The 20,520-nt window shown below is 39.4% G+C and carries 17 protein-coding genes; 8 read left to right on the forward strand and 9 right to left on the reverse strand.

Annotated elements, in window-relative coordinates; translation table 11 throughout:
• Positions 1–379: 379 nt before the first annotated feature.
• Entirely contained in the window at positions 380–1,264 is an 885-nt protein-coding gene (locus PING_RS10785) for an alpha/beta fold hydrolase (RefSeq protein WP_011770396.1), read from the reverse strand.
• Between the two features lie 1,108 nt (positions 1,265–2,372).
• Between PING_RS10785 and PING_RS10790 the strand changes: the two genes are divergently transcribed.
• Positions 2,373–5,084 carry a diguanylate cyclase domain-containing protein gene (locus PING_RS10790; protein WP_011770397.1) on the forward strand — a complete coding sequence of 904 codons (2,712 nt, stop codon included), beginning with the start codon at positions 2,373–2,375 and terminating at the stop codon, positions 5,082–5,084.
• A gap of 257 nt (positions 5,085–5,341) precedes the next feature.
• Here the strand turns inward: PING_RS10790 and PING_RS10795 are convergent, their stop codons facing one another.
• The 3 genes from PING_RS10795 to PING_RS10810 form a co-directional block, all read right to left on the reverse strand.
• A complete protein-coding gene (locus tag PING_RS10795; RefSeq protein ID WP_157035352.1) occupies positions 5,342–5,899 on the reverse strand; it encodes a GNAT family N-acetyltransferase in 558 nt (185 codons plus the stop codon).
• Positions 5,900–8,072: 2,173 nt separating this feature from the next.
• Positions 8,073–8,840 (reverse strand): DeoR/GlpR family DNA-binding transcription regulator, encoded by a 768-nt coding sequence (locus PING_RS10805; RefSeq protein WP_011770399.1) that lies wholly within the window; start codon positions 8,838–8,840, stop codon positions 8,073–8,075.
• 42 nt (positions 8,841–8,882) lie between these two features.
• Entirely contained in the window at positions 8,883–9,635 is a 753-nt protein-coding gene (locus PING_RS10810) for a glycerophosphoryl diester phosphodiesterase (protein WP_011770400.1), read from the reverse strand.
• A 278-nt stretch (positions 9,636–9,913) separates the two neighbouring features.
• On the opposite strand from PING_RS10810, the gene ugpB reads away from it, so the two are divergent.
• The 5 genes from ugpB (at position 9,914) to PING_RS10835 (ending at position 14,974) form a co-directional block, all read left to right on the forward strand.
• Positions 9,914–11,221 (forward strand): sn-glycerol-3-phosphate ABC transporter substrate-binding protein UgpB, encoded by a 1,308-nt coding sequence (gene ugpB, locus PING_RS10815; RefSeq protein WP_011770401.1) that lies wholly within the window; start codon positions 9,914–9,916, stop codon positions 11,219–11,221.
• Between the two features lie 102 nt (positions 11,222–11,323).
• Complete coding sequence (ugpA, locus tag PING_RS10820; protein ID WP_011770402.1) at positions 11,324–12,205, forward strand: sn-glycerol-3-phosphate ABC transporter permease UgpA; 882 nt, start codon at positions 11,324–11,326, stop codon at positions 12,203–12,205.
• A complete protein-coding gene (gene ugpE, locus PING_RS10825; RefSeq protein ID WP_011770403.1) occupies positions 12,205–13,053 on the forward strand; it encodes a sn-glycerol-3-phosphate ABC transporter permease UgpE in 849 nt (282 codons plus the stop codon). The genes ugpA and ugpE overlap by 1 nt, the downstream gene beginning before the upstream one ends.
• Positions 13,054–14,175: a sn-glycerol-3-phosphate import ATP-binding protein UgpC gene (locus PING_RS10830; protein ID WP_011770404.1), complete on the forward strand. Its 1,122-nt coding sequence runs from the start codon at positions 13,054–13,056 to the stop codon at positions 14,173–14,175.
• Entirely contained in the window at positions 14,168–14,974 is an 807-nt protein-coding gene (locus PING_RS10835) for an HAD-IIB family hydrolase (RefSeq protein ID WP_011770405.1), read from the forward strand. Before PING_RS10830 ends, PING_RS10835 begins: the two co-directional genes overlap by 8 nt.
• A gap of 254 nt (positions 14,975–15,228) precedes the next feature.
• On the opposite strand, the gene PING_RS10840 is transcribed toward PING_RS10835, so the two are convergent.
• A complete protein-coding gene (locus PING_RS10840; protein WP_011770406.1) occupies positions 15,229–15,918 on the reverse strand; it encodes an aspartate/glutamate racemase family protein in 690 nt (229 codons plus the stop codon).
• Between the two features lie 549 nt (positions 15,919–16,467).
• On the opposite strand from PING_RS10840, the gene PING_RS10850 reads away from it, so the two are divergent.
• Together PING_RS10850 and PING_RS10855 are read left to right on the forward strand one after the other, a co-directional pair.
• Positions 16,468–17,343 (forward strand): SMP-30/gluconolactonase/LRE family protein, encoded by an 876-nt coding sequence (locus PING_RS10850; RefSeq protein ID WP_011770407.1) that lies wholly within the window; start codon positions 16,468–16,470, stop codon positions 17,341–17,343.
• A gap of 407 nt (positions 17,344–17,750) precedes the next feature.
• Positions 17,751–18,002, forward strand: a complete 252-nt coding sequence (locus PING_RS10855; protein WP_011770408.1) for a hypothetical protein — start codon at positions 17,751–17,753, stop codon at positions 18,000–18,002.
• A 283-nt stretch (positions 18,003–18,285) separates the two neighbouring features.
• Here PING_RS10855 and PING_RS10860 read toward each other — a convergent pair whose 3' ends face one another.
• The 4 genes from PING_RS10860 to PING_RS10870 all read right to left on the reverse strand — a co-directional run bounded on the left by PING_RS10860 (position 18,286) and on the right by PING_RS10870 (position 20,516).
• Entirely contained in the window at positions 18,286–18,492 is a 207-nt protein-coding gene (locus tag PING_RS10860) for a hypothetical protein (protein ID WP_041766402.1), read from the reverse strand.
• A gap of 173 nt (positions 18,493–18,665) precedes the next feature.
• Positions 18,666–18,875, reverse strand: coding sequence for a DUF3185 family protein (locus tag PING_RS10865; RefSeq protein WP_041766405.1), 210 nt, complete (start codon positions 18,873–18,875; stop codon positions 18,666–18,668).
• A 245-nt stretch (positions 18,876–19,120) separates the two neighbouring features.
• The gene (locus PING_RS21615) at positions 19,121–19,243 is read right to left on the reverse strand and encodes a hypothetical protein (protein ID WP_269571474.1); all 123 of its coding nucleotides are present in this window, start codon (positions 19,241–19,243) and stop codon (positions 19,121–19,123) included.
• 43 nt (positions 19,244–19,286) lie between these two features.
• Positions 19,287–20,516, reverse strand: coding sequence for an EAL domain-containing protein (locus tag PING_RS10870; RefSeq protein WP_011770410.1), 1,230 nt, complete (start codon positions 20,514–20,516; stop codon positions 19,287–19,289).
• Between the last annotated feature and the right edge of the window lie 4 nt (positions 20,517–20,520).

A 20,520-nucleotide genomic window follows, 5' to 3' on the forward strand; every position in this document is an offset into this window, starting at 1 on the left:
TCGAAAGTTAATTAATGAAATTGGCAGGGTGCCGCAAGCAGGCAATCGGTGCGCGGAGCGCACCCTACGGGCTATGCGATTGTTGTCATGGATAGTGCTAGTTGGCGTTCAAAAGACCGCCATTAAATGTGATAATTTATCAATGATGCATCTTCCACTTTCTTCGCCAAAGCTAAATTCAATTAAACAGGTGTTGCCATGTCTAAGAGACCATGGTTTAGCCAATTTTGCATTTAAAGATTATGAATATATTAGTTGCTCAGGTAGAAGAGGTGTCGCCATTTTAGGCCATCACCGCAAGGTCGACACGCTCTTCGTCACCACCCCGTATAACGCCCGGTATATATTCTATTTGAACAGTAAAAATATACTAAGGCGCTTATTTTGGATAGTCAAAAAATCGAAGCAGTTCTTCACAAACTGCCAAGGGTGCCTCTTCTGCCAAGAAGTGTCCACACTGCAAGCTTTTCCCTTGTACATCTACAGCATGTTCTCGCCATACATCCAGCACATTATAATTACGCTCAATAAATCCCTCGGCTCCCCACAGAACTAGCAAAGGAGAGAGCATTTTTTGACTCATGTCTTGTTGATCATGCTTTAGGTCAATGCTTGCAGCAGCACGGTAATCTTCGCAGGAAGCATGAATTGTTTCTGCGCTGCTAAAACAGCGTATATATTCATCAACGGCTTCTTTTTTAAATACGGCGCCCGAAGCACTCCATCTTTTTAGACTTTCACCCAAATAGTAAGCCGGATCAGCGCCAATCATACGTTCAGGGAGATTGTCCGGTTGAATAAGAAAATACCAGTGGTAGTAACCCGTCGCAAATTGCTGATCAGTCGTTTTAAACATGTGATGCGTGGGAACAATATCCATCACACAGGCTTTCTTGATTTTTTCAGGATAGTCTAATGCCATACGGTGGACAACGCGAGCACCACGGTCATGACCCGCGACAAAAAACTCACTATATCCTAGGCTTTCCATCACCTCGATCATATCTTTAGCCATCTCACGCTTAGAATAAGTGGCGTGATCTGCACTGCCAAAGGGCTTTGAACTATCACCATATCCTCTAAGATCCGGACAAATTAAATGAAAATGTTGCATAAGAGATGGCGCAATCTCGTGCCACATAACATGAGTTTGCGGGTAACCATGTAAAAGCAATAATGGCGCACCCGATCCCCCCTGTAGCACATTGATTTGCGCGCCCGTTGTCTTCACTGTTGTCTTAGTAAATTGATCTTCAAATATCATTTTTTATCCTTAAAAAACTGCATTGATCTTTAGAATTTTGGATTGACACTGCGGGTACTTTTACCCTTTTTATGCCGCAATTGAGCATCTCTTTTAATACTGGTTTTAATCTTAAAACAATAAGAGTCAAAGAATAAACAATTTTGAAGAGATTTGTGAATTTGCACAAATGTACAAATGTGCAAATGTGCAAATGCTTATTATATCTTTTCAACGGTAAGATTTTTCACAAAAAATTTTAACATTAAATAAACCACCAGCTTCTTAAAGCAAATTTTATAAAACCGTCTTTTTAGCTGCAAAAGGGACGATACGTTAATTATTAAAAAGTACCCTCCATTCTTTATTGACTACATAGTGCAACCAGAAAATCAGCGGCAAAGCGATCTGCGGACATCTGAAGTGTTGCTGTCTGGAACATGTCCCTAAATAGAGCACTTAATAAGTGCAATTGATATAATGATTCATTTGAAATAATTTAATTTATACTTTATATCGTTATTGGCAAGGTATTTTATAGATAACTACACCGAAATACCTGAGCATAAGTTTAGCCTGTCGCCACTAAGCTTACCCAATAATTTCAGGTATTGGAAAATTCAGCAAGCAGCTAAGATCGCAACGGTTAACAGTGATTTTGTATATGGAAACATAAAGTATGTACCTCCCAAAATAAATATACTCTACATAATGGCTCAGAATATAGTTACTGTGTCTCAATTTAGTATTGAGTATATAGATCAAGTACATCCTGTCAGGTAGAGTACTATTGGGGGATGACTAATACTGCTGGTATTTTCGACAATACGGGTAATCCAGCAGGCAGTCAAACTGGCGGTTATAACTATTAGTGATTAGCTGACGAATTTGATAATTCATCATTCAAAGCGCATTATGGATGGCAGGTAATTATAATACCCCTGACAATAGACTCGCAGGATAGTATGACCAAAACATAAAAGCCTATTGTGGCTATGCAAAAGGCTTCAATAGCGCAATTTATTAACGCATCGGCTATCAATCAACACACTCGAGCCTGAGTTTCCGAACCATCCATGACTATAAGCAGACGTTACTCACGTAGCATTTTTATATAAGGAGGTTATTTTTGTCTGATCCCATTAAAAATCTATTGTATCTTGGAGACAATATTGCCCTTATTGATACATTGTTTAACTCATTTTTTACGGATGAAAAAACAGATAACTATCACGTTTTTCATTTAGTGAGTGGCGTGCAACTCTGCCTGACTTTATCGGAAAATAATTTTAGCCACTTCATATCAGAACGCCCCCTTAATACAGATATAAAAGATAAAATTAAAGCAGATTTTCCCTTGTTAAAGACAACCTACCTGAATGCAGATGACGAGCCCAAAGAAACCAAGTTATCCGTTGACGTTGAAAATATTTTTACTGATGAGGTTAAAGCCCTCTTAGAATCTCTTAGTATTCCCATCTATTTTAAAAATAAACAAGCACAATATTTAGCCTGTAATCACCATTTTTCCAAGCTGTTAGGTCTCTCTCCCGCACAAATTATCGGGAAAACATTTGCTGAGCTATCTGACTCTCCTTTAAAGGATGAAATCGAAAAGATAGATCCACAAATGTTTACTGATCATCAAGTTGGCTTGCATGAATATAGAGGGACTAATAAAGTGGGTGAAAAGCATGATCTTCTCTTTTATAACGAGTTCACCGCTAACGGAAAAATGCAAAGTGGACTTATTTTTGATATTACAGAGCTCAATAAGTCAAAATATTTATTAGAAAAACAGCGAAGGATACTGCGCGCGACGGTAGATATTTCTCCAGATATGATCTCTTATAAAGACTTAAAAAGTCGCATATTAGGCGGTAATAGTCCGTTTGAGAAATTTGTGGGTTCTTTGGAAAAGGAGGTTTTGGGTAAAACAGTGTATGATTTTTTCCCATTGGAACAAGCGATAGCGTCTATAAAGCACGACCAAAAAGTTATAAAAAATAATAAAGTTAATGTACAGGAAGTCATTTCCACTGATGATGATGGCGAACGTCATTTGCTCAATATGAAAAAAATACCCGTGCAGGATAAACAGGGAGATGTACAAGGGTTAATTTCTGTTGGCCGGAATATGACCGAGCAGCGAAAGACACAGAAGCGCTTTGAGATTGCGGATGCTGTCTTTGAAAACAGTAAAGAGAGTCTGATCGTAACCGACGAGGATGGCAGGATAATTTCAGCCAATGACCACGCTTGTATTGTTTTTGGTTATAGTAAAGAGCAATTATTGGCGCAAGAGATCAATATATTAGCTTCTGAGACCCATGATGGTGCATATTATAAAAATATTGAACAGCTTTTAGAAGCAGACGGTTCCTGGCAGGGAGATATCACCTACCGCACCAAGATTGGTGATGTTTGTCACGCCTGGTTAGAGGCCTATGAGGTCCAGCACACGCAGGAAAACAGGGTTGAGCGAGTCTATTCTTATACCGATTTAACGCACTTTCAAGTAACAGATAAAAAAATTAGCTTCTTATCAAAACAGGATCCGTTAACAGGATTACATAATCGAATATCCCTGTTTAGCCGATTGGAAGATAGATTAACACGTGCGAATTATCAGCACAGCGCGGTGGCGGTTATATTAGTTGATATTGATGATTTTAAGGCGATTAATAATAAGTATGGGCATAATGGCGGTAATCAGATTTTAAAGGAGGTTGCTAGGCGTCTAAAAAACTGTCTTTATGGAAAATATACCCTGGGCCGTTTTGTTAAGGATCAATTTATTATTATCATTGACGAATTAGCCAGTGAACACGATGCAGCTACGGTTGCGCGTCAAGTAACAGATCAGTTTAGCAGCGCATTTATCATCGAAAACGTTCACAAAAATATTACCGCAAGTATCGGTATCAGTCTTTCTCCAGATGATGGGATTGAGGTTGCTCCCCTCTTTTTGAATGCTGAAAAAGCGAAGCGACATAGTAAAAACAGCAAAAGTACAGTATACAATTTTTATACCCCTGGCTTGACGCTTGGTTTGAATAAAGAGTTTGAATTAGAAAAAGAGCTAAAACAGGCATTATTGTCAGATCAGTTAGATTTGTATTACCAGCCGCAATACGATCTTAGTAAACGGCAAATCGTTGCGCTGCAAGGTTTACTGCGTTGGCATCACCCCAAGCGTGGAATATTACTGCCAGAGCACTTTTTGAGTGTGGCTGAAGGCAGCCATTTGTTAGTCCCCATTGGTTGGAAAATGATCCGTAAAGCCTGCTTAAAAGCGGTTTCCTGGGAAAATGCTCAGTTTAAATTTGGCCGGATTGCTATTGATCTATTCAAAATACAATTATCACAAATTAGCTTTATTGCGGAGCTACAAACTATTTTAAAAGAAACGGGCTGTTCAACCGGGCAGCTTGAATTTCTGGTTGATAAGGCGATTCTTTGCGACGCCTCAGCAGATATTCTGTCGAATCTGGATAATGCTAATAAGATGGGATTTACACTGACCGTGACCAATTTTGGCATGGCCGAGGATGTTATCGATTTAATTGATCGGCTGGGCGTTGCAAACTTAAAAATATCAGACCCGCAGATTAAAAATGCTTCAGGATCCTTAGCGAATAACGCACAATTAAAATCCGCTAATGTTTTTGCGAGCAGCTTAGGTATTAATATCCTTAGTGATACTCTGGACAATGCCGAACAGAAAGAATTTTCAACCTTCAATCGGCCCGATTCCGGAAAAGCAAAGGTTGTTGTTCATAAAAAAGTAATGAGCGCCTCTGAGGCGACCTTTTACCTGCATTGTAATAAACATAGATAATGATTATATTTAAAATTAGCTTTCTCGTTATATAGGCTTGATCGCTATCGCACACTGGCATGGTGCTCCTTATCTATGCTTAACTAAATCAATTCTGTTTAATGCCCGCGTTTGCATAAGCTGAAAGGAAAAGCCGTCTAATTCAGTGTTGCTGATCGCCTGCCAACATTGCGTCACCGCATTTTATTAAACACCAGGTTTATTAAACACCCGTTTTCCATAAGAACTCAAACATCTAACGTTCTCATTGACGAGGCTTATCCTAACAACAAATACATTCTTTCACTGCGTACTTTTAGACCCGAGGGAAAAATGACATCGCGGCCAAAGCCGTTATCAATAAAACCAAATGACTCATAGAATTTTTTAGCTGGCTTATTAGATTCGTAAACCTCAAGTATTAACTTTGAATAACCATATCTCTTACTATCAGCGATAAGTATTTTTAACAGGGAGCGCCCAATACCTTGGCCACGCATACTCTGCCTTACATGCGCGCCAACTACACCAATTTGTGAAGTATTGTCTCCTTTAAGCCCACACATATCGCCAGGAAATGCTTCAGCACTAGCGACTAATTCATTTTCAACAATAGCAACAAACTGTGGGATTTTATGCACTTCAACTTTTTGTAAAACTGCGCCTATGCCCCCTGCAGGTGGAGGTGGGGTGCTTAAATATTTACCCTCCTTAAAAACACCCTGCCATAGGTTCACAAAGCCACTTAAATCTGAATACTTTATTCTGCGAATTTCCATGTTCCCTCGAAGAGCATAACGCTTAAATTTATGATTGGGTGATTGTAACTTAATCACTTTACAGTACCAAGAAAGGCTAAACTTTAAAATAAAACGGCCACCTCTAACCTCAATAGTGTATTTATGAGGCACAACATAGAAGATAATAATTTAATGGCTTTGAAACAAATCTACGCGTGAAACACCTTGAAATGCAAAAATCTATTGGCGAAAAAAGCTAAACCCGAATGGTGAAAATGCAGCAAATTTCAATTTATGGGCTGGATAATGTAAAAATCCATATGCCGAATATAGTGTAAATTTGGCTAAACTTATCATCTTACAACATTGAAAATCAGTCATAGTGTTTGTTCTGTTGACTGTCTTTGAAGCTCGCGAGGAAGAAATTTTAATACAAAGATATATTATATCGTTATTACTATATTACAATAGGATTGTGCTTGAGAAGCGTACTTGATTCGTGAATAAAAAGTTACTATGCAGGTTAATATGATCACCGATTGCACGTGAAACAGCGTCCTTTAAATCAGAGAATATTTTAATGATCTCGCCACCAAAAAACAGTAATTTATAGAACAGTCATTTTTTTCAAATATCAGAATCTAGTCAACGCGAGAAGCGAGAGGTATTAACTCAGAGTAAGTTGCCCTTAAAAGGCTGAAGAAATTAAAAGACTGAAGAGCCAGTGTGGTATGAACCCCAATAGGGCTTTATAAGGGATTGTTCGCTTTTTTCCTAAGCTGCCTGTGCGGCAGTAAACCCCAATAATGGCTTTATAAACGATTGTTCGCTTTTTTCCTAAGCAGCCTGTGCGGCAGTGAACTTCACCAGCAAAGTGTAGAACAGTTTTTTATTTTTCTAAGCTGCCTGCGCAACCGTGAATATTTTAATGTTTCAAACTGTGATCAATTCGAATTTTCTAAGCTGCCTGTGTCGCAGTGAACCTACACAAACATTTGCATTAAATTCAAAAGAACTTCTAAGCTGCCTGTGCGGCAGTGAACTAGAGCATAACAACCAAAAAATAAGGGTTAAAACCAAAGTACTGTTGCTGTTAAATAAAAGAAAGAAAAGACAACCAATCTTTTTCAGGTAAGTCTCAGACCTGTTTAAGCAGCACCTTCGCCTTGTCCATACCCTTGATGGTGGGTCTGGTGTTAAAGGCAGTTAATCGTTATGCCTGAGGATGGGCTCAAGGTTCGGCTGTACAAATCTGTTTCGCGCTTCATTCGAAAAGAGCACTTCGGCGGAATAATGGGTCATCATTGTTTTCTTTCCAACATTTCAGGATTCTGACCCATTAGTTCATCGGCTGATTTTGATCCTTCCGATTTATTCATAAAATGGTTAACGACCAAAACCCATGCTGTTGTTATCGTTTCATGATACTTCGTTGGGTCAATGCCATTATGTTCAATAAATCGTTTTAATGACATTCTTATTAGTTGCATGGATGAATCGGTGTCGTTATCAACTAGATAAACATAAGCCAGTCGTAAGTGTGCTTAGTGATTAAGATCTGATCCTGGAATCTCACCTGATTCGAACTGTCTTTTGAATTCCTGATCTGCGCTAGAAGTTGAATTTTTCATTTTTGTAAGGTTACCCATAAATGCCTAACGTTTTGCTCATTAGCGAGTAAGTTAGTGCATTCTTTTTCTTTTAACAGAAATAATAACTGTATCGAGTCCGAATATAACGCTTTATATTTGCTTAACCATGAATATGCAACCTTTAATTTCTGCTCGCTCTTCTGGATAAGCTCGAACTTCAAAGCTGATGCTTTCGTACAACTTTTTTGCGGGAATATTGTGCTTATACACAAATAAATTAAATTACGATCTTAATTAAAAAGTGGGAATATCCATTTAAATCAACACTTGAAGGATTTATACCTTTTTACAATGTGATCATTTAATTATTTATTTTGCTATTAATAAAGACAGCCGAGCGTGGAATATTTTTATCAGTGATCTAAAAAGAGTGTAAACACCCTTTTCAAAGGATTGAATCGATATTAATGGAATGGGTATTATCTCATTTGTAGGGTGCATTCTATGCACCGCAAGCAGGGAAAACAGGTGCGCGGAGCGCACTCTTCTAGCTTAATAAAAAAACTTAAATCCCCCTTTAAATTAGAATCTTAATTATTTATTTTACTATGGCAATCTCAAGGGGTATACAAAAAAACAAGTCGCTGTATGCCAACTATTTTGGCGCACAGGCCCTATCAATTTTTATCTGTAACACCACCAAATACACGATCAAAATGACTTAGAGGGGCAACTTTGGCATTGGCTTTTTGTTGCCGTTTTGCACTGTTTGCCACCAGCCACTTTTGCCTGGAACCCGAAATAATGGCTTGGCTGACAATGGCTTCGCGCAGTTCATATTCAAAAGCATATTCCTGCATCTCACCCTCGGATTGTACTGCCAAACTGTTTAACGCGACGGGTTTTTCGATAGGATTGATTGATCCACAACTGATAATACCAATATCGGCAATAAACTGACCATAAAACGCTCCGATGCTGTCTCCAACAACATCGCGATCATTACTTCGAATACGCCCTCCCGGGATCCAGGTTTCGATATTATCAAATTGTGATAACAGATGAGCAGCTTCAAAGTTATTGGTGACGACCCTAAGCTCGCTATGATTGACCAGCTTTTCTGCGATGCCCGCGATCGTAGTGCCTATCCCCAGAAATAAGGTACAACCATTAGGGATCGCGGCAACAACAGATGCTGCAATATGCTGCTTTTCTGCTTGATTAGTCACTTTTCGGGAAACATAACTGCGGTTGGCTAAAGTGACAGGTAAACCAACACCACCGTGATGGCGACATGCGAGTCCTATCGCACAGAGTTGATTGATATCTCGGCGGATAGTTTGTGTGGTGACATTAAAATGTTGAGCGAGTTCATCAATAGAGCAATACTCTTGATGACCAATCATATCTATTATTGTCTGTTGACGAAGACTGAGTTTCTGCATGGCTAGTGTGAGGTTCCTGCCTTGTTTATTAATTAGAGTTTATTAATTAGAGTTTATTAATTTAAATTTATCGTAGGTCAAAATATTGATATAGGCTTGTGGTACATCGGTGATCATCATGTCGACCCCCCAATCCCAATGCTGACTAACCTGCTGAGGTGAATTAGGGGTGTAGCAGTAAAGTTGGTAACCGCTTTTTTTTATCAATTTTGCTTGTTGTTCCTTCAAAAAAACGTAATTGCAGTGCAGGCTGTAAGCTTCAATTTCAGCTAATAATAAAAGTACATTAGCAGGAATTGTTTCTACCAGTAGACCCCGGCGAATTTGAGGTTGATGGTATTGCATGTATTTTAATGCCTCTATATTAAAGCTCGAAAATAATATTTGAGATGCTTCCACGTCCAAATCAATAATAACTTTTTTGATTTTTTCACAAAGCAGAACAAGATCATCTTGCCGATAGAGTTTTATCTCAATATTCACGTTGAGGTTGGTATTTCTTGCCAATAATAACGTTTCTTCCAGAGTCGGAATACGTTCATCTCGAAATTCTTCTCCAAACCATAACCCGGCATCCAGTGATTTCAGGCTGTCTAAAGTCATGGATGACACAGCACCACTGCCATCGGTACAGCGTTCAACTGTTTGATCATGAATAACAACAGGAACCTCATCTATACTCAGCTGGACGTCAATTTCAATCCACTCACAACCCAGTTCAGCTGCCTTATTAAAAGCTGCCAGAGTATTTTCTGGCGCCAGACTAGAACCTCCTCTATGCGCTGTTATTTTCATTATTATTCCAATAATTAATTAATTAAAAATAAAGCCTAGCAAAACTTTATGACCGTTTTATTGCACCTGAAAATATTGACAACATAACTGTGAACATCATTGCAAATATAACTTCGAACATAAAATACTTTCAATTAAGTTCACTAAAGCGTCATTAAAGTGTCATTGAAGTGTAATCAACTTTCTTTATTCTTCAAATGAACATTAAATCAGTGGAGGGTGGACAAATAAAATCACTGCTCCTTTAAATAATAACTTAATATGAGAAAGGAAATGATATGTCTATTAAAAACCTCACTGGGTTGGCGGTAGCGGCAACGTTATTGAGTGCGCAAGTTCATGCTAAAACAGAGGTTGAATGGTGGCATGCAATGGGTGGAAATTTAGGCCAAAAAGTAAATGAAATTGCGGCTGATTTTAATAAAAGTCAATCCGAATATGAAATCAAACCCGTTTATAAAGGCAGCTACGCTGAGACAATGACCAGTGCTATCGCCGCATTTCGAGCGCAGCAGCAACCCGCTATTGTGCAAGTCTTTGAAGTAGGTACCGCGACTATGATGGGGGCAGAGCAGGCTATTTATCCCATTCATGAATTGATGAAAGAGACTAATGAGTCTTTTAATCCCAATAATTATTTATCCGCAGTGACCGGCTATTACACCACCAATGACGGAAAAATGTTGTCCATGCCGTTTAATAGTTCGACCCCTGTTCTGTATTACAACAAAGCAATGTTTAAAAAAGCAGGTATAAAATCAGCACCCAAAACATGGCAAGAGATGGAAGATGTCTCTGTTAAGTTATTAGCCTCCGGTGCCCAATGCGGTTTTAGCACCACATGGCAGTCCTGGACACAAATCGAAAACTTTGGTGCCCGCAACAATATTGCGCTTGCGGATAACAGCAATGGATTTGATGGTTTAGACACTAAGTTTAAATTCAATAGCGCACCTTTTGTTGATCATATAGCACAAATGGCTGAGTGGTCAAAATCTGGAATCTTTAAATACGGTGGCCGTCAATCAAAAGGTATGCCGTTGTTTTACACGCAGGAATGTGCAATGACCATGGGCTCATCTGCAGGGCTTGCCGGTATTCAAGAAAATATGAAAGATATTGACGTGGGTGTTGCCGAGCTTCCTTTTGATGACACGCTTATTTCAACACCACAAAACACTATTATTGGCGGCGCTTCATTATGGGTGTTACGTGGACATTCAGACGAGCAATATAAAGGAGTGGCTGAATTCTTTACTTACCTGTCAAGTCCGAAGGTGCAAGCAGATTGGCATCAGTTTACCGGATATTTACCTATTACTAAACAGGCGCACGCGCTAACGAAAAAGCAGGGATTCTATAAAACGCATCCTGGTACTGAGACAGCCGTTATTCAAATGACGTCAACCAAGCCTACCGTTAATTCCAAGGGAATTCGTTTTGGCAACTTTCTGCAAACACGTGACATTATCAACGAAGAGTTAGAATCAGTCTGGTCTGGCGATCAATCGGCTCAAGTCGCACTGAATAATGCTGTGCGTCTTGGTAATGAGCAGTTGAGACGCTTCGAACGTACTCAACAGTAGATGTCTTAATATTATATCGCCACTTTTGTTAAAAAGTGGTGATATTTTACTTCCTGACTATAAGTATCACTATCAACATGACTATAAAACTGTGGAACATCTATGTCATCGCAAGCTGTATTTAAAAATAAATGGTTGCCCATTGCTCTTATCACCCCGCAGCTATTGATTACTGCGGTATTTTTTCTGTGGCCTGCTGGTCAAGCCATTTTCCAGTCATTTCAACTAGAGGACCCCTTTGGGTTGAGCAGTGAATTTGTTGGCCTGGAAAATTTTATCCACTTGTACAACGACAGTAATTATCTTGATTCTTTATTCACCACGCTGCAATTTAGTATCAGTGTCGCCTTTCTTGCCATGATCAGTGCCTTGATATTATCGGCCTTTGCCGAACATATCGTGCGTGGCTCCTTGTTTTACCGTACCTTTCTTATTTGGCCCTATGCCGTTGCCCCCCTTGTGGCAGGATCGCTCTGGCTGTTTTTATTTGATCCCACCATCGGCGTTATTGCAGAACTATTACAATGGTTCGGGATTAACTGGAATCCGACACTCAACGATGCACACGCTATGTGGATGGTGATTATTACATCAACCTGGAAACAAATTAGTTATAACTTTTTATTTTTCCTTGCCGCATTACAATCTGTCCCCAAATCGCTGCATGAAGCGGCGGCCATTGATGGCAGTGGCCCGGTAAAACGCTTTATCACCATCAGCTTTCCATTGATCTCACCCACCAGCTTTTTCTTATTAGTGATTAATTTCGTCTATGCGTTTTTCGATACCTTTGGGATTATTCACGCAATGACCCAAGGAGGACCCGGCAGAAGTACCTCGACGCTAGTATACAAAGTTTATAACGATGGGTTTATTGGGCTGAATCTGGGCTCCTCAGCAGCTCAATCGGTCATTTTAATGATAATGGTGGCGCTCTTAACCGTATTCCAATTTAAATACATAGAAAAAAAGGTAGCCTACTAATGGTAGAACGAAGACCCCTCTTTACGCTTTTTTGCCATATTATTTTAATCCTTGGCATTCTTTCAATTGCTTTCCCCGTGTGGGTAGCATTGGTTGCTACCACACACGAAAACACCGCCTTTGCAACGGGTACACCACTTTGGTTTGGAGATCTCGGTTTTAGCGTGTTTTCCGATCTGCTCAGCAACAAAAGTACGTTTAACAATTCGCAACTGCCTATTACGCATATGCTGTTTAATTCCATGGTAATGGCGCTGTGTATTACTGTGGGCAAGCTGACGATTTCTATAATGTCGGCTTACGCTGTCGTCTTTTTCCGCTTTCCGGGCCGTATGTTAGCCTTTTGGATTATTTTCTTCACCCTGATGCTGCCCGTTGAAGTCCGCATTATTCCAACCTTTGAGGTTATTACCAACTTGAATATGCTCAATTCATTCTCAGGGTTGACCATTCCGCTGATTGCCAGTGCAACCGCTACCTTTTTATTCAGGCAGTTCTTTTTAACCGTGCCTAAAGAATTGTTCGAAGCCGCGCGCATTGATGGTGCAGGTCCAATCCGGTTTTTTATTGATATATTATTGCCACTTTCCCGGACTAATATCGCAGCACTGTTTGTGATCACCTTTATTTATGGCTGGAATCAGTATTTATGGCCACTACTGATCACCACAGATGTTCAGTACTACACCATAGTGATGGGCATTAAACAGATGCTCGGTGTGGTTGATGGTCTGATTGAATGGAATAAAATTATGGCAACCACCATTATAGCCATGCTGCCACCTGTTATTGTGGTTATTGCTATGCAGAAAGCCTTTGTTAAAGGCCTTGTAGATTCGGAGAAATAAATGTCAACGTTAACACTTTCAAATATTACAAAATCTTATCCAAATGGTTATCAAGCCGTTCATAAACTCAGCTTGAATATCGAAGATGGTGAAATGGTTGTCCTTGTTGGCCCAAGTGGCTGCGGGAAATCGACCTTACTGCGTATGATTGCAGGGCTTGAAGAAATAACCTCAGGCAAGCTTAAAATAGACGATTGTCTGGTTAATAACTTAGAGCCAAGCGAACGTGATATTGCGATGGTATTTCAAAACTACGCGCTTTATCCTCATATGTCTGTTTATGACAATATGGCCTATGGACTGCGTAACCGTAAAACCCCAAAAGCGGACATTCAGCGCATTGTCAACGACACCGCCGAGATGTTAGAAATCGATCATCTGCTTGAACGAAAACCAAAGGAACTCTCCGGGGGGCAAAGGCAACGTGTTGCTATGGGCCGGGCGATTGTGCGTAAGCCAAAAATCTTCCTGTTTGATGAGCCGCTTTCTAATCTGGATGCTAAGTTAAGGGTTCAAATGAGACTCCAAATTAAGAAACTGCAACGCAGACTCGCAACCACTTCGGTGTACGTCACACACGATCAAGTCGAAGCCATGACACTTGCCGACAAACTGGTGGTGCTTAATCAAGGCACTGTCGAACAAGTAGGCACACCACTGGAGATTTACGACAATCCGGCTTCGGTGTTTGTGGCGACCTTCATCGGCTCACCAGCAATGAATATTCTCGATGCAAAGGTGACCAATAAAGGTCTTACACTGGGTTCTTCATTATCACCCATCGATACCCAATCTTTAAAACCGGGTGATATAAAATTAGGGCTTCGCCCGGAGCATATAAACATTGTTGAAAAAAGCCCCTGGTTTGAAGTCGAAGTTGAGCTGATCGAGTCGTTAGGCGCAGATCTCCTGCTTTATTGTAAAACACTTGACTGTAAAGAAATGGATGAAACGGATCAGAATCTGGTTGTGCGTGCTGAAGGACACAGTAAAATTGAAATTGGAGATATTCTTGGACTTGATATTGACCAAAAACATCTGCATTTATTTGATGCAGATACATCAAAACACATTGAGATTGATCTCAAAATGAACGATCAAAAAGAGCTTCTGTATGCCTAAACCCTTAGCCGACATGTCGGTCACTCAAGCAAGCGCGATTAAATGGTTATTAACTGACGTTGACGATACCCTAACCTGGCAGGGAAAGCTGCCACCCGAAACCCTCATTGCACTGGAGAAACTCACTGCTGTTGGCATAAATGTTGTGGCAATAACCGGGGCGTCTGCCGGCTGGTGCGATCAAATAGCAAGACTCTGGCCTGTTCATGGCGTGATTGGTGAAAATGGGGCTTTTTGGATGCAGAAAAACGCGACTGGTTTTATCACCAGAGAAAGCATTCCAATCGATACCATGAAGTCTCAGCAAATGGCGCTTATCAAGCATCTTCGACTATTGCTTGAGGACTATCCCGATATCGATTTTGCATGCGATCAGTCTTTTCGCTACTGTGATGTCGCCATTAACTTAAGCCAGGATCGCCCCCCTGTTGATCAGAAAATCTGTGATGAACTGCTGATAAAAGTTCGTAATTTGACCGTCGACGGGCAATCCGTCAATGCGACGTTAAGCTCAATTCATCTTAATGTCTGGATAGGCAATCACAATAAGCGCTTATCCGCCGAGCAATATTTATTTGCTCACAATGTCCAGATGAATTTCAATGAGATAGCCTATATCGGTGATTCATTAAATGATGAAGCCATGTTTGCATGGCTGCCGTTGACCTTTGGAGTGAAAAATATTGAACGGCTGTTACCTCAGTTTGAAACTAAGCCTGCTTATATTACCAATAAAAATGGGGGCTACGGCTTTGCCGAGCTGGCTGATTTTATTTTACAGGCAAAAGAGAGTCGCTAGCCTTGATCTTTATTATGCAAATTGGTTAATAAAATAAGACCAAACCGATCAGGGAAATATTACGGGTGTCAAATAATTTTGCGGACTTTTAAGTGCTTAAAATGAAGGAATATGAAATTCTGGAAACCGCTTAATAACAAGACTTAACCGACAACATATTAATCGACAATAGCCTGCTGTATTTTGTGCTGTTTTAATGCTTATCGTTCTTAGCAAAACCGCAATAACCATTATGTGTCCAGTAATTTCATTTATTATATTGCATATTCAACTGCTTTTTGAGCATGAATAGCTGCTGTATCTAAAAGTGTGACTTTAGTATCAGCTTGCTCAACGAGCATTCCAATTTCAGTACAACCAAGAATGACAGCCTCAGCGCCCTGATTAGCTAAAGATTCAATAATTCGCAAATATTCGACTTTAGAAGCAGGCAACATTTTCCCTAAACAAAGCTCTTTATAAATAACATTATGAATAATTGCTCTGTCTATTTCATTAGGAACCAAAACCGTTAAACCATAATTTTCGCTTAACCTACTCTTATAAAAATCTTGTTCCATTGTAAAAGCGGTTCCCAGTAACCCCACGGTTTTAATTCCATTTTTGACCAGAACCTCGGCGGTTGCATCTGCAATATGAAGTAATGGAATATCAATAGCTTTTTCTATCTGTGGCGCTACTTTATGCATAGTATTTGTGCATATAAGTAAAAAGTCAGCTCCAGCAGATTGCACATTCTTAGCTGCTTCAATAAGTATTTCCGCTGTCCCGTCCCAATCCCCCTCGTGCTGTAACTTTTCAATTGGATCGAAATCGACGCTATATATAACGATTTTCGCTGAGTGCAGCCCACCGAGTGAGTTTTTAATACCTTCATTAATTGCACGGTAGTAGCCAATAGTACTTTCCCAGCTCATACCACCTAAAAGACCAACTGTTTTCATATTACCTCTAAATGCATTTGTAAAATCACAAGGCTGTAGAATTTCTCATTTTCAGCCCGTCGGAATAAAAAACCACAATATAACCATGCCCACAAAATAACTATGCAAAATAACCATGCCAAAATAACCATGCACCCATTTTTCTACCCTCAAGCGTCTCAGAAAACTAACTCGCTTTAGCCTCCATTGCAACTGACACCACCAAAATAAGTGATATAATGAGCTTGGCCGCAATTACACCCAAATCGAATATGACAGATGACTACTAACCCACAAGTAAATACAAAAACGACCACCAGCAGGTGGCCTTTTAGGTGTCTGTATACTGCGTATTATGGTGAATACAGAGATACAGTCTATTGATACTAAAACGTATTTTTTTTGTTGTGCATAAAGATAAAAATTTTGTCGCGGTTGAACCCGGTACCAATATAAGTAACATAAGCAACGCGATAAACGATCTATCTTGTGTGAATAAATCAAAATCGATGACACTTGTGGCAACCGGCCAAAGTGCATCAATCACAATAAAAATTAAGGTTTCAGATTATGAATAAACCTAAAGTTCTATTTAATTATATTGGTCATCTACCAGAGTGCCCAACATGGGATGCAACCACCCATTCGCTACTGTGGACAGATATTATCGAACAACAAGTACATCGTTTTTTTCCTGAATCAGAAAAACACACTGTGATTTCCTTTAACGAAGAAGTGGGTTGCTTTGCACTAAGAGAAAAAGGAGGCTTTATCTTAGCAATGCGCACCGGCATTTTCTTGACAAATGAGCAGGGTGAAGTTGAGTCTCGCGTTTGTGAAAACCCCAACAACCCACTTTTAGCCCGCTTTAATGATGGTGGTGTTGATCAGGATGGGCGCTTTTATGCGGGTACGTATTGGGAACCGAAAACATTTAATGGAGCACTACTGTTACGCATCGATTCAGACCTAAGACCAAAGGTTATTCAAAACGATATTTTATGTGCAAATGGTTTGGCATTTAGTCCTGATAAACAGTGGATGTACACCTCTGATACGCCTAATCATGTTATCTATCGAACACCAATGACCGAAAATGGTGAATTAGGTCTACGTGAAATATTCAAGACATTCCCCATAGGGAAAGGCTGCCCCGATGGAGCCGCTGTTGATGTTGAAGGTTGTTATTGGACGGCAATGTTTGACGGCCACCGTATTGCACGCATTAGCCCGACGGGAGAAGTATTAGAAGAGCATGAACTTCCTGTTCGCTGCCCAACAATGGTTTGTTTTGGTAGTGACGATATGAAAACACTTTATATCACGACTACACGTGAAAATATGGAGGAAATAGAACTCGCTGAACGTCCTTTATCGGGTGCTTTATTTTCTATCCGCACAGCAGTTGCGGGGATGATTAAGCCTAATTTTAAAGAGGAAAAGTAATGCAAAAAGTTGCTTGCTGTGTAGCTATTGAAGGGTAAGTGAATACAAAAAGGGAGGAATGGACATTCTGTGATATCACTCTGAAGATCATAACAAACCCCAGAAATCGTTTATTTAGAAACGCTATTTGAAAAACTTTTTAAAAAAAGTCTCACTCATACAGGGAAATATACCCCTCCAAGTGTGAATGAAAATGACTATGAATAAAAAAGCAGCGCTTAAGTATGGCTTTTTTATACCAAAATTCTTTTTCTTGTTGGCAAGGTTTTCCTATACCGAATAACCAAATTTAGTATGACTCTATATTACATGACCTAATGGCCAATGAAGTGGAAAGTTGCCTTAGAAAGATAAACACCGTAACATTCCATGATCATAGATTTAGTTCAGCAAGAGAATGTAAAGTTATGAGCAACGAAGCAAATACCATCACAAACCTAACAGAGTTAGAAACCTTTTTAATTTCAGTTGAAAATGATGGTTTGGGTTTAACAAATGTAGCTGGTGTGGCAATGGCGACAAACAATAAAGATGGTCGTCGTTTTGTCGCAGTATTAGATGACCAGCACCAATTATTATTATCACATTGGATCACAGAAGAAGTGTTCCAAACAGGCCAAGATTTAGTACGTAATGGCACGAAACGTAAAGCTCATTAATATTCAGAATATTGAATTTGAAAAAAGGTTAAGATATTGTCTTAACCTTTTTTATTTAGAATCCTTCCAGTCTTTAATTTTGCATTATTTCAACAGATAAATAGCCCAAAACGCTAGGGCTTATTGGGTTTTATAAAGCTAACTAGCAAAGGCCCCATAACAACTTAACCTAAAAACTTTTGACCAACGTCACTTACTACAACAAGGTATTGCTTTCGCTGACGGCATGTGGGCGGCGGAACATACATATAGAGAGAGTCTTTATTAAACAGCGGTATTAACCCTAATAGCGGCCCATTACTCCCATCCCCATACCGTGGAAAACGCCCCCAAATAAAACACCAAAAATCATAAAAATAACCGATAAGATAATAAAGGCAGGAATTGAGGCAATGGCTAATTTGACCAGAAAAATGACCATAGACATAAATGGCATTTTTATATCAACTATGGTGACTTCTTGTTTTTCATTACTTTGCGTATCTGACATATTGACTCCTGAACAGTGATATTATTTAGAATTAGTTTTTGTGTACAGACCTAAAATTAACAAGGCCGTATAATTTCTCTATTTATAGAAAAGGCGGCCGTTAATTTATTATATTGTCAGCAATCTAATCGCTAAAAAATTAGCAGGCGGGTGAGCTGAGTGAGACTTCCTGTTTAATTTTTACTGAAAAGGTATATGCCGACAACAAAATTGACCGCCCCTGCTATATAGTAAGTCATTACCCTATCGGTATCTGAACCTGTAATAGCTTGTGTTATTTCTGATTCGACAGAACCCGATAATTGATACCCCCATACCGCAAGGCCAATGCCTAAAACGATTAGGACAATGCTGATAATTTTCATTGTAGTTTTTGAACCCATGTTGAACTCCAGTGCTTAAAGAGATGAAATATTTTTTAGTCTTACCGCTGACGAGACTGTAAAATTTATCTGTTTTCAGAACAAACGCTTTCCATAAATTTATTTTAAATAAACAGGTTAGAAAGTTTGATTTCCCAATTAAAAGGTTAATCATACATAATAGTTACTGTAAAAAAACTAAATAAAGATTAGCATAAATATCAATAATAATAACGATAGCGATAGCGATAACGAGGAACCTGAGACTAATTAAGTAGCAGTATCCACTCATGGGATTTTTCTTTTAAATCGACCTCATTTTTCACCTGAAAATCGCGCTGCAATATCACTTCCTCCGCCAACAACCATGCCACCCATTTTATAACCATACTTCTGTCACTAGGGCAGATTCAACCTTTAAGCGTATAACCATTAAGCAGCGAAAATAGTTGGCAAGCGCGTTACTGAGTTGGCCGAGCGAGTGTTCGGTTGAATTAACTGGCGTAACAGATCACGCACTGAGCCGATTCCAAGATAACGTCCCTTATCTGCAATGATAAAATGCCATAATAATTTTTCATCATCTCCGCACGTGACCCATTGAGCCACTTCATCAAGTGGCGTCTTTGCTTCAACAATAACGGGAGAATCGATCATGTTTTCATGGATAGGTTTATTTTCATGCAGGGTTTTACCGTAAGGCGTAGAAAATAAAGCTAAAATATGTTCACGTAAAATCATACCCACAGGCTTATCTTCTTTAACCACAGGAATAGAATCCAGCTCGGGGTGTTGGTGAAGATAATCCAGCACTGTTTTTGTTGTTTGATCAAAATTGACTGGGATTATTATTTGTAATAACGGGCTAAGCAAAGATTCATTATTAAGCGCAAGATTCGCCAAACGATCACGATTTTGGATCACAGCGGAGACAGTAGCCGATGGAGACAACATTGGCCTGGCAAATAAAAAACCCTGATAAATACTAATACCTAGTTCATCTAATAGCCAAAATTCTTCTTCTGTTTCAATCCCTTCTGCAATGACTTTGGCATTAATTCTTTGCCCTAAATTGAAAATACTTTTGATAAACTCACTTTTTATAGGATCTTTATCACACTGGTCAATAAAATAACGATCTATTTTAACAAAATCAGGTTTCACCTCAGACCACAGTTTCAAGCCCGCATAACCTGAGCCCAAATCATCAACCGCAATTTTAAAACCAAGATCACGATAATATATTAAGGCTTTTTGTAAAATGTCAGGGTCATCAATCGGATATTTTTCACTCAGCTCTATAACAACCTGCTCTGGCTTTAATTTATGCTCTGTTAAATAAGAAAGTGTTTTACCCTGCGGATGATCAGATTGTAAAAATACCATCGGGTTAACATTAATAAATAACAACCCTTTTAACCCTAATTCAACAAAACGGGCAATGGATTTTTTGCGGCAAATAAGCTCTAATTCCGACAGTAAATTATATTCAATTGCAGCATCAAATAGCGCTTCCGGATTATGTAGAGGACTGTCGTAAGGCCCTCTGATTAAAGCTTCGTAACCATAAACTTCACTGCTATTTGTGGCATATATTGGCTGGAATAAGGAAGTTAACTGCTCGCTCACAATGATCTCTTCCAGATGTTCGTATAACGCCATATTT

This window comes from Psychromonas ingrahamii 37 (assembly GCF_000015285.1).
Lineage (GTDB): Bacteria > Pseudomonadota > Gammaproteobacteria > Enterobacterales > Psychromonadaceae > Psychromonas > Psychromonas ingrahamii.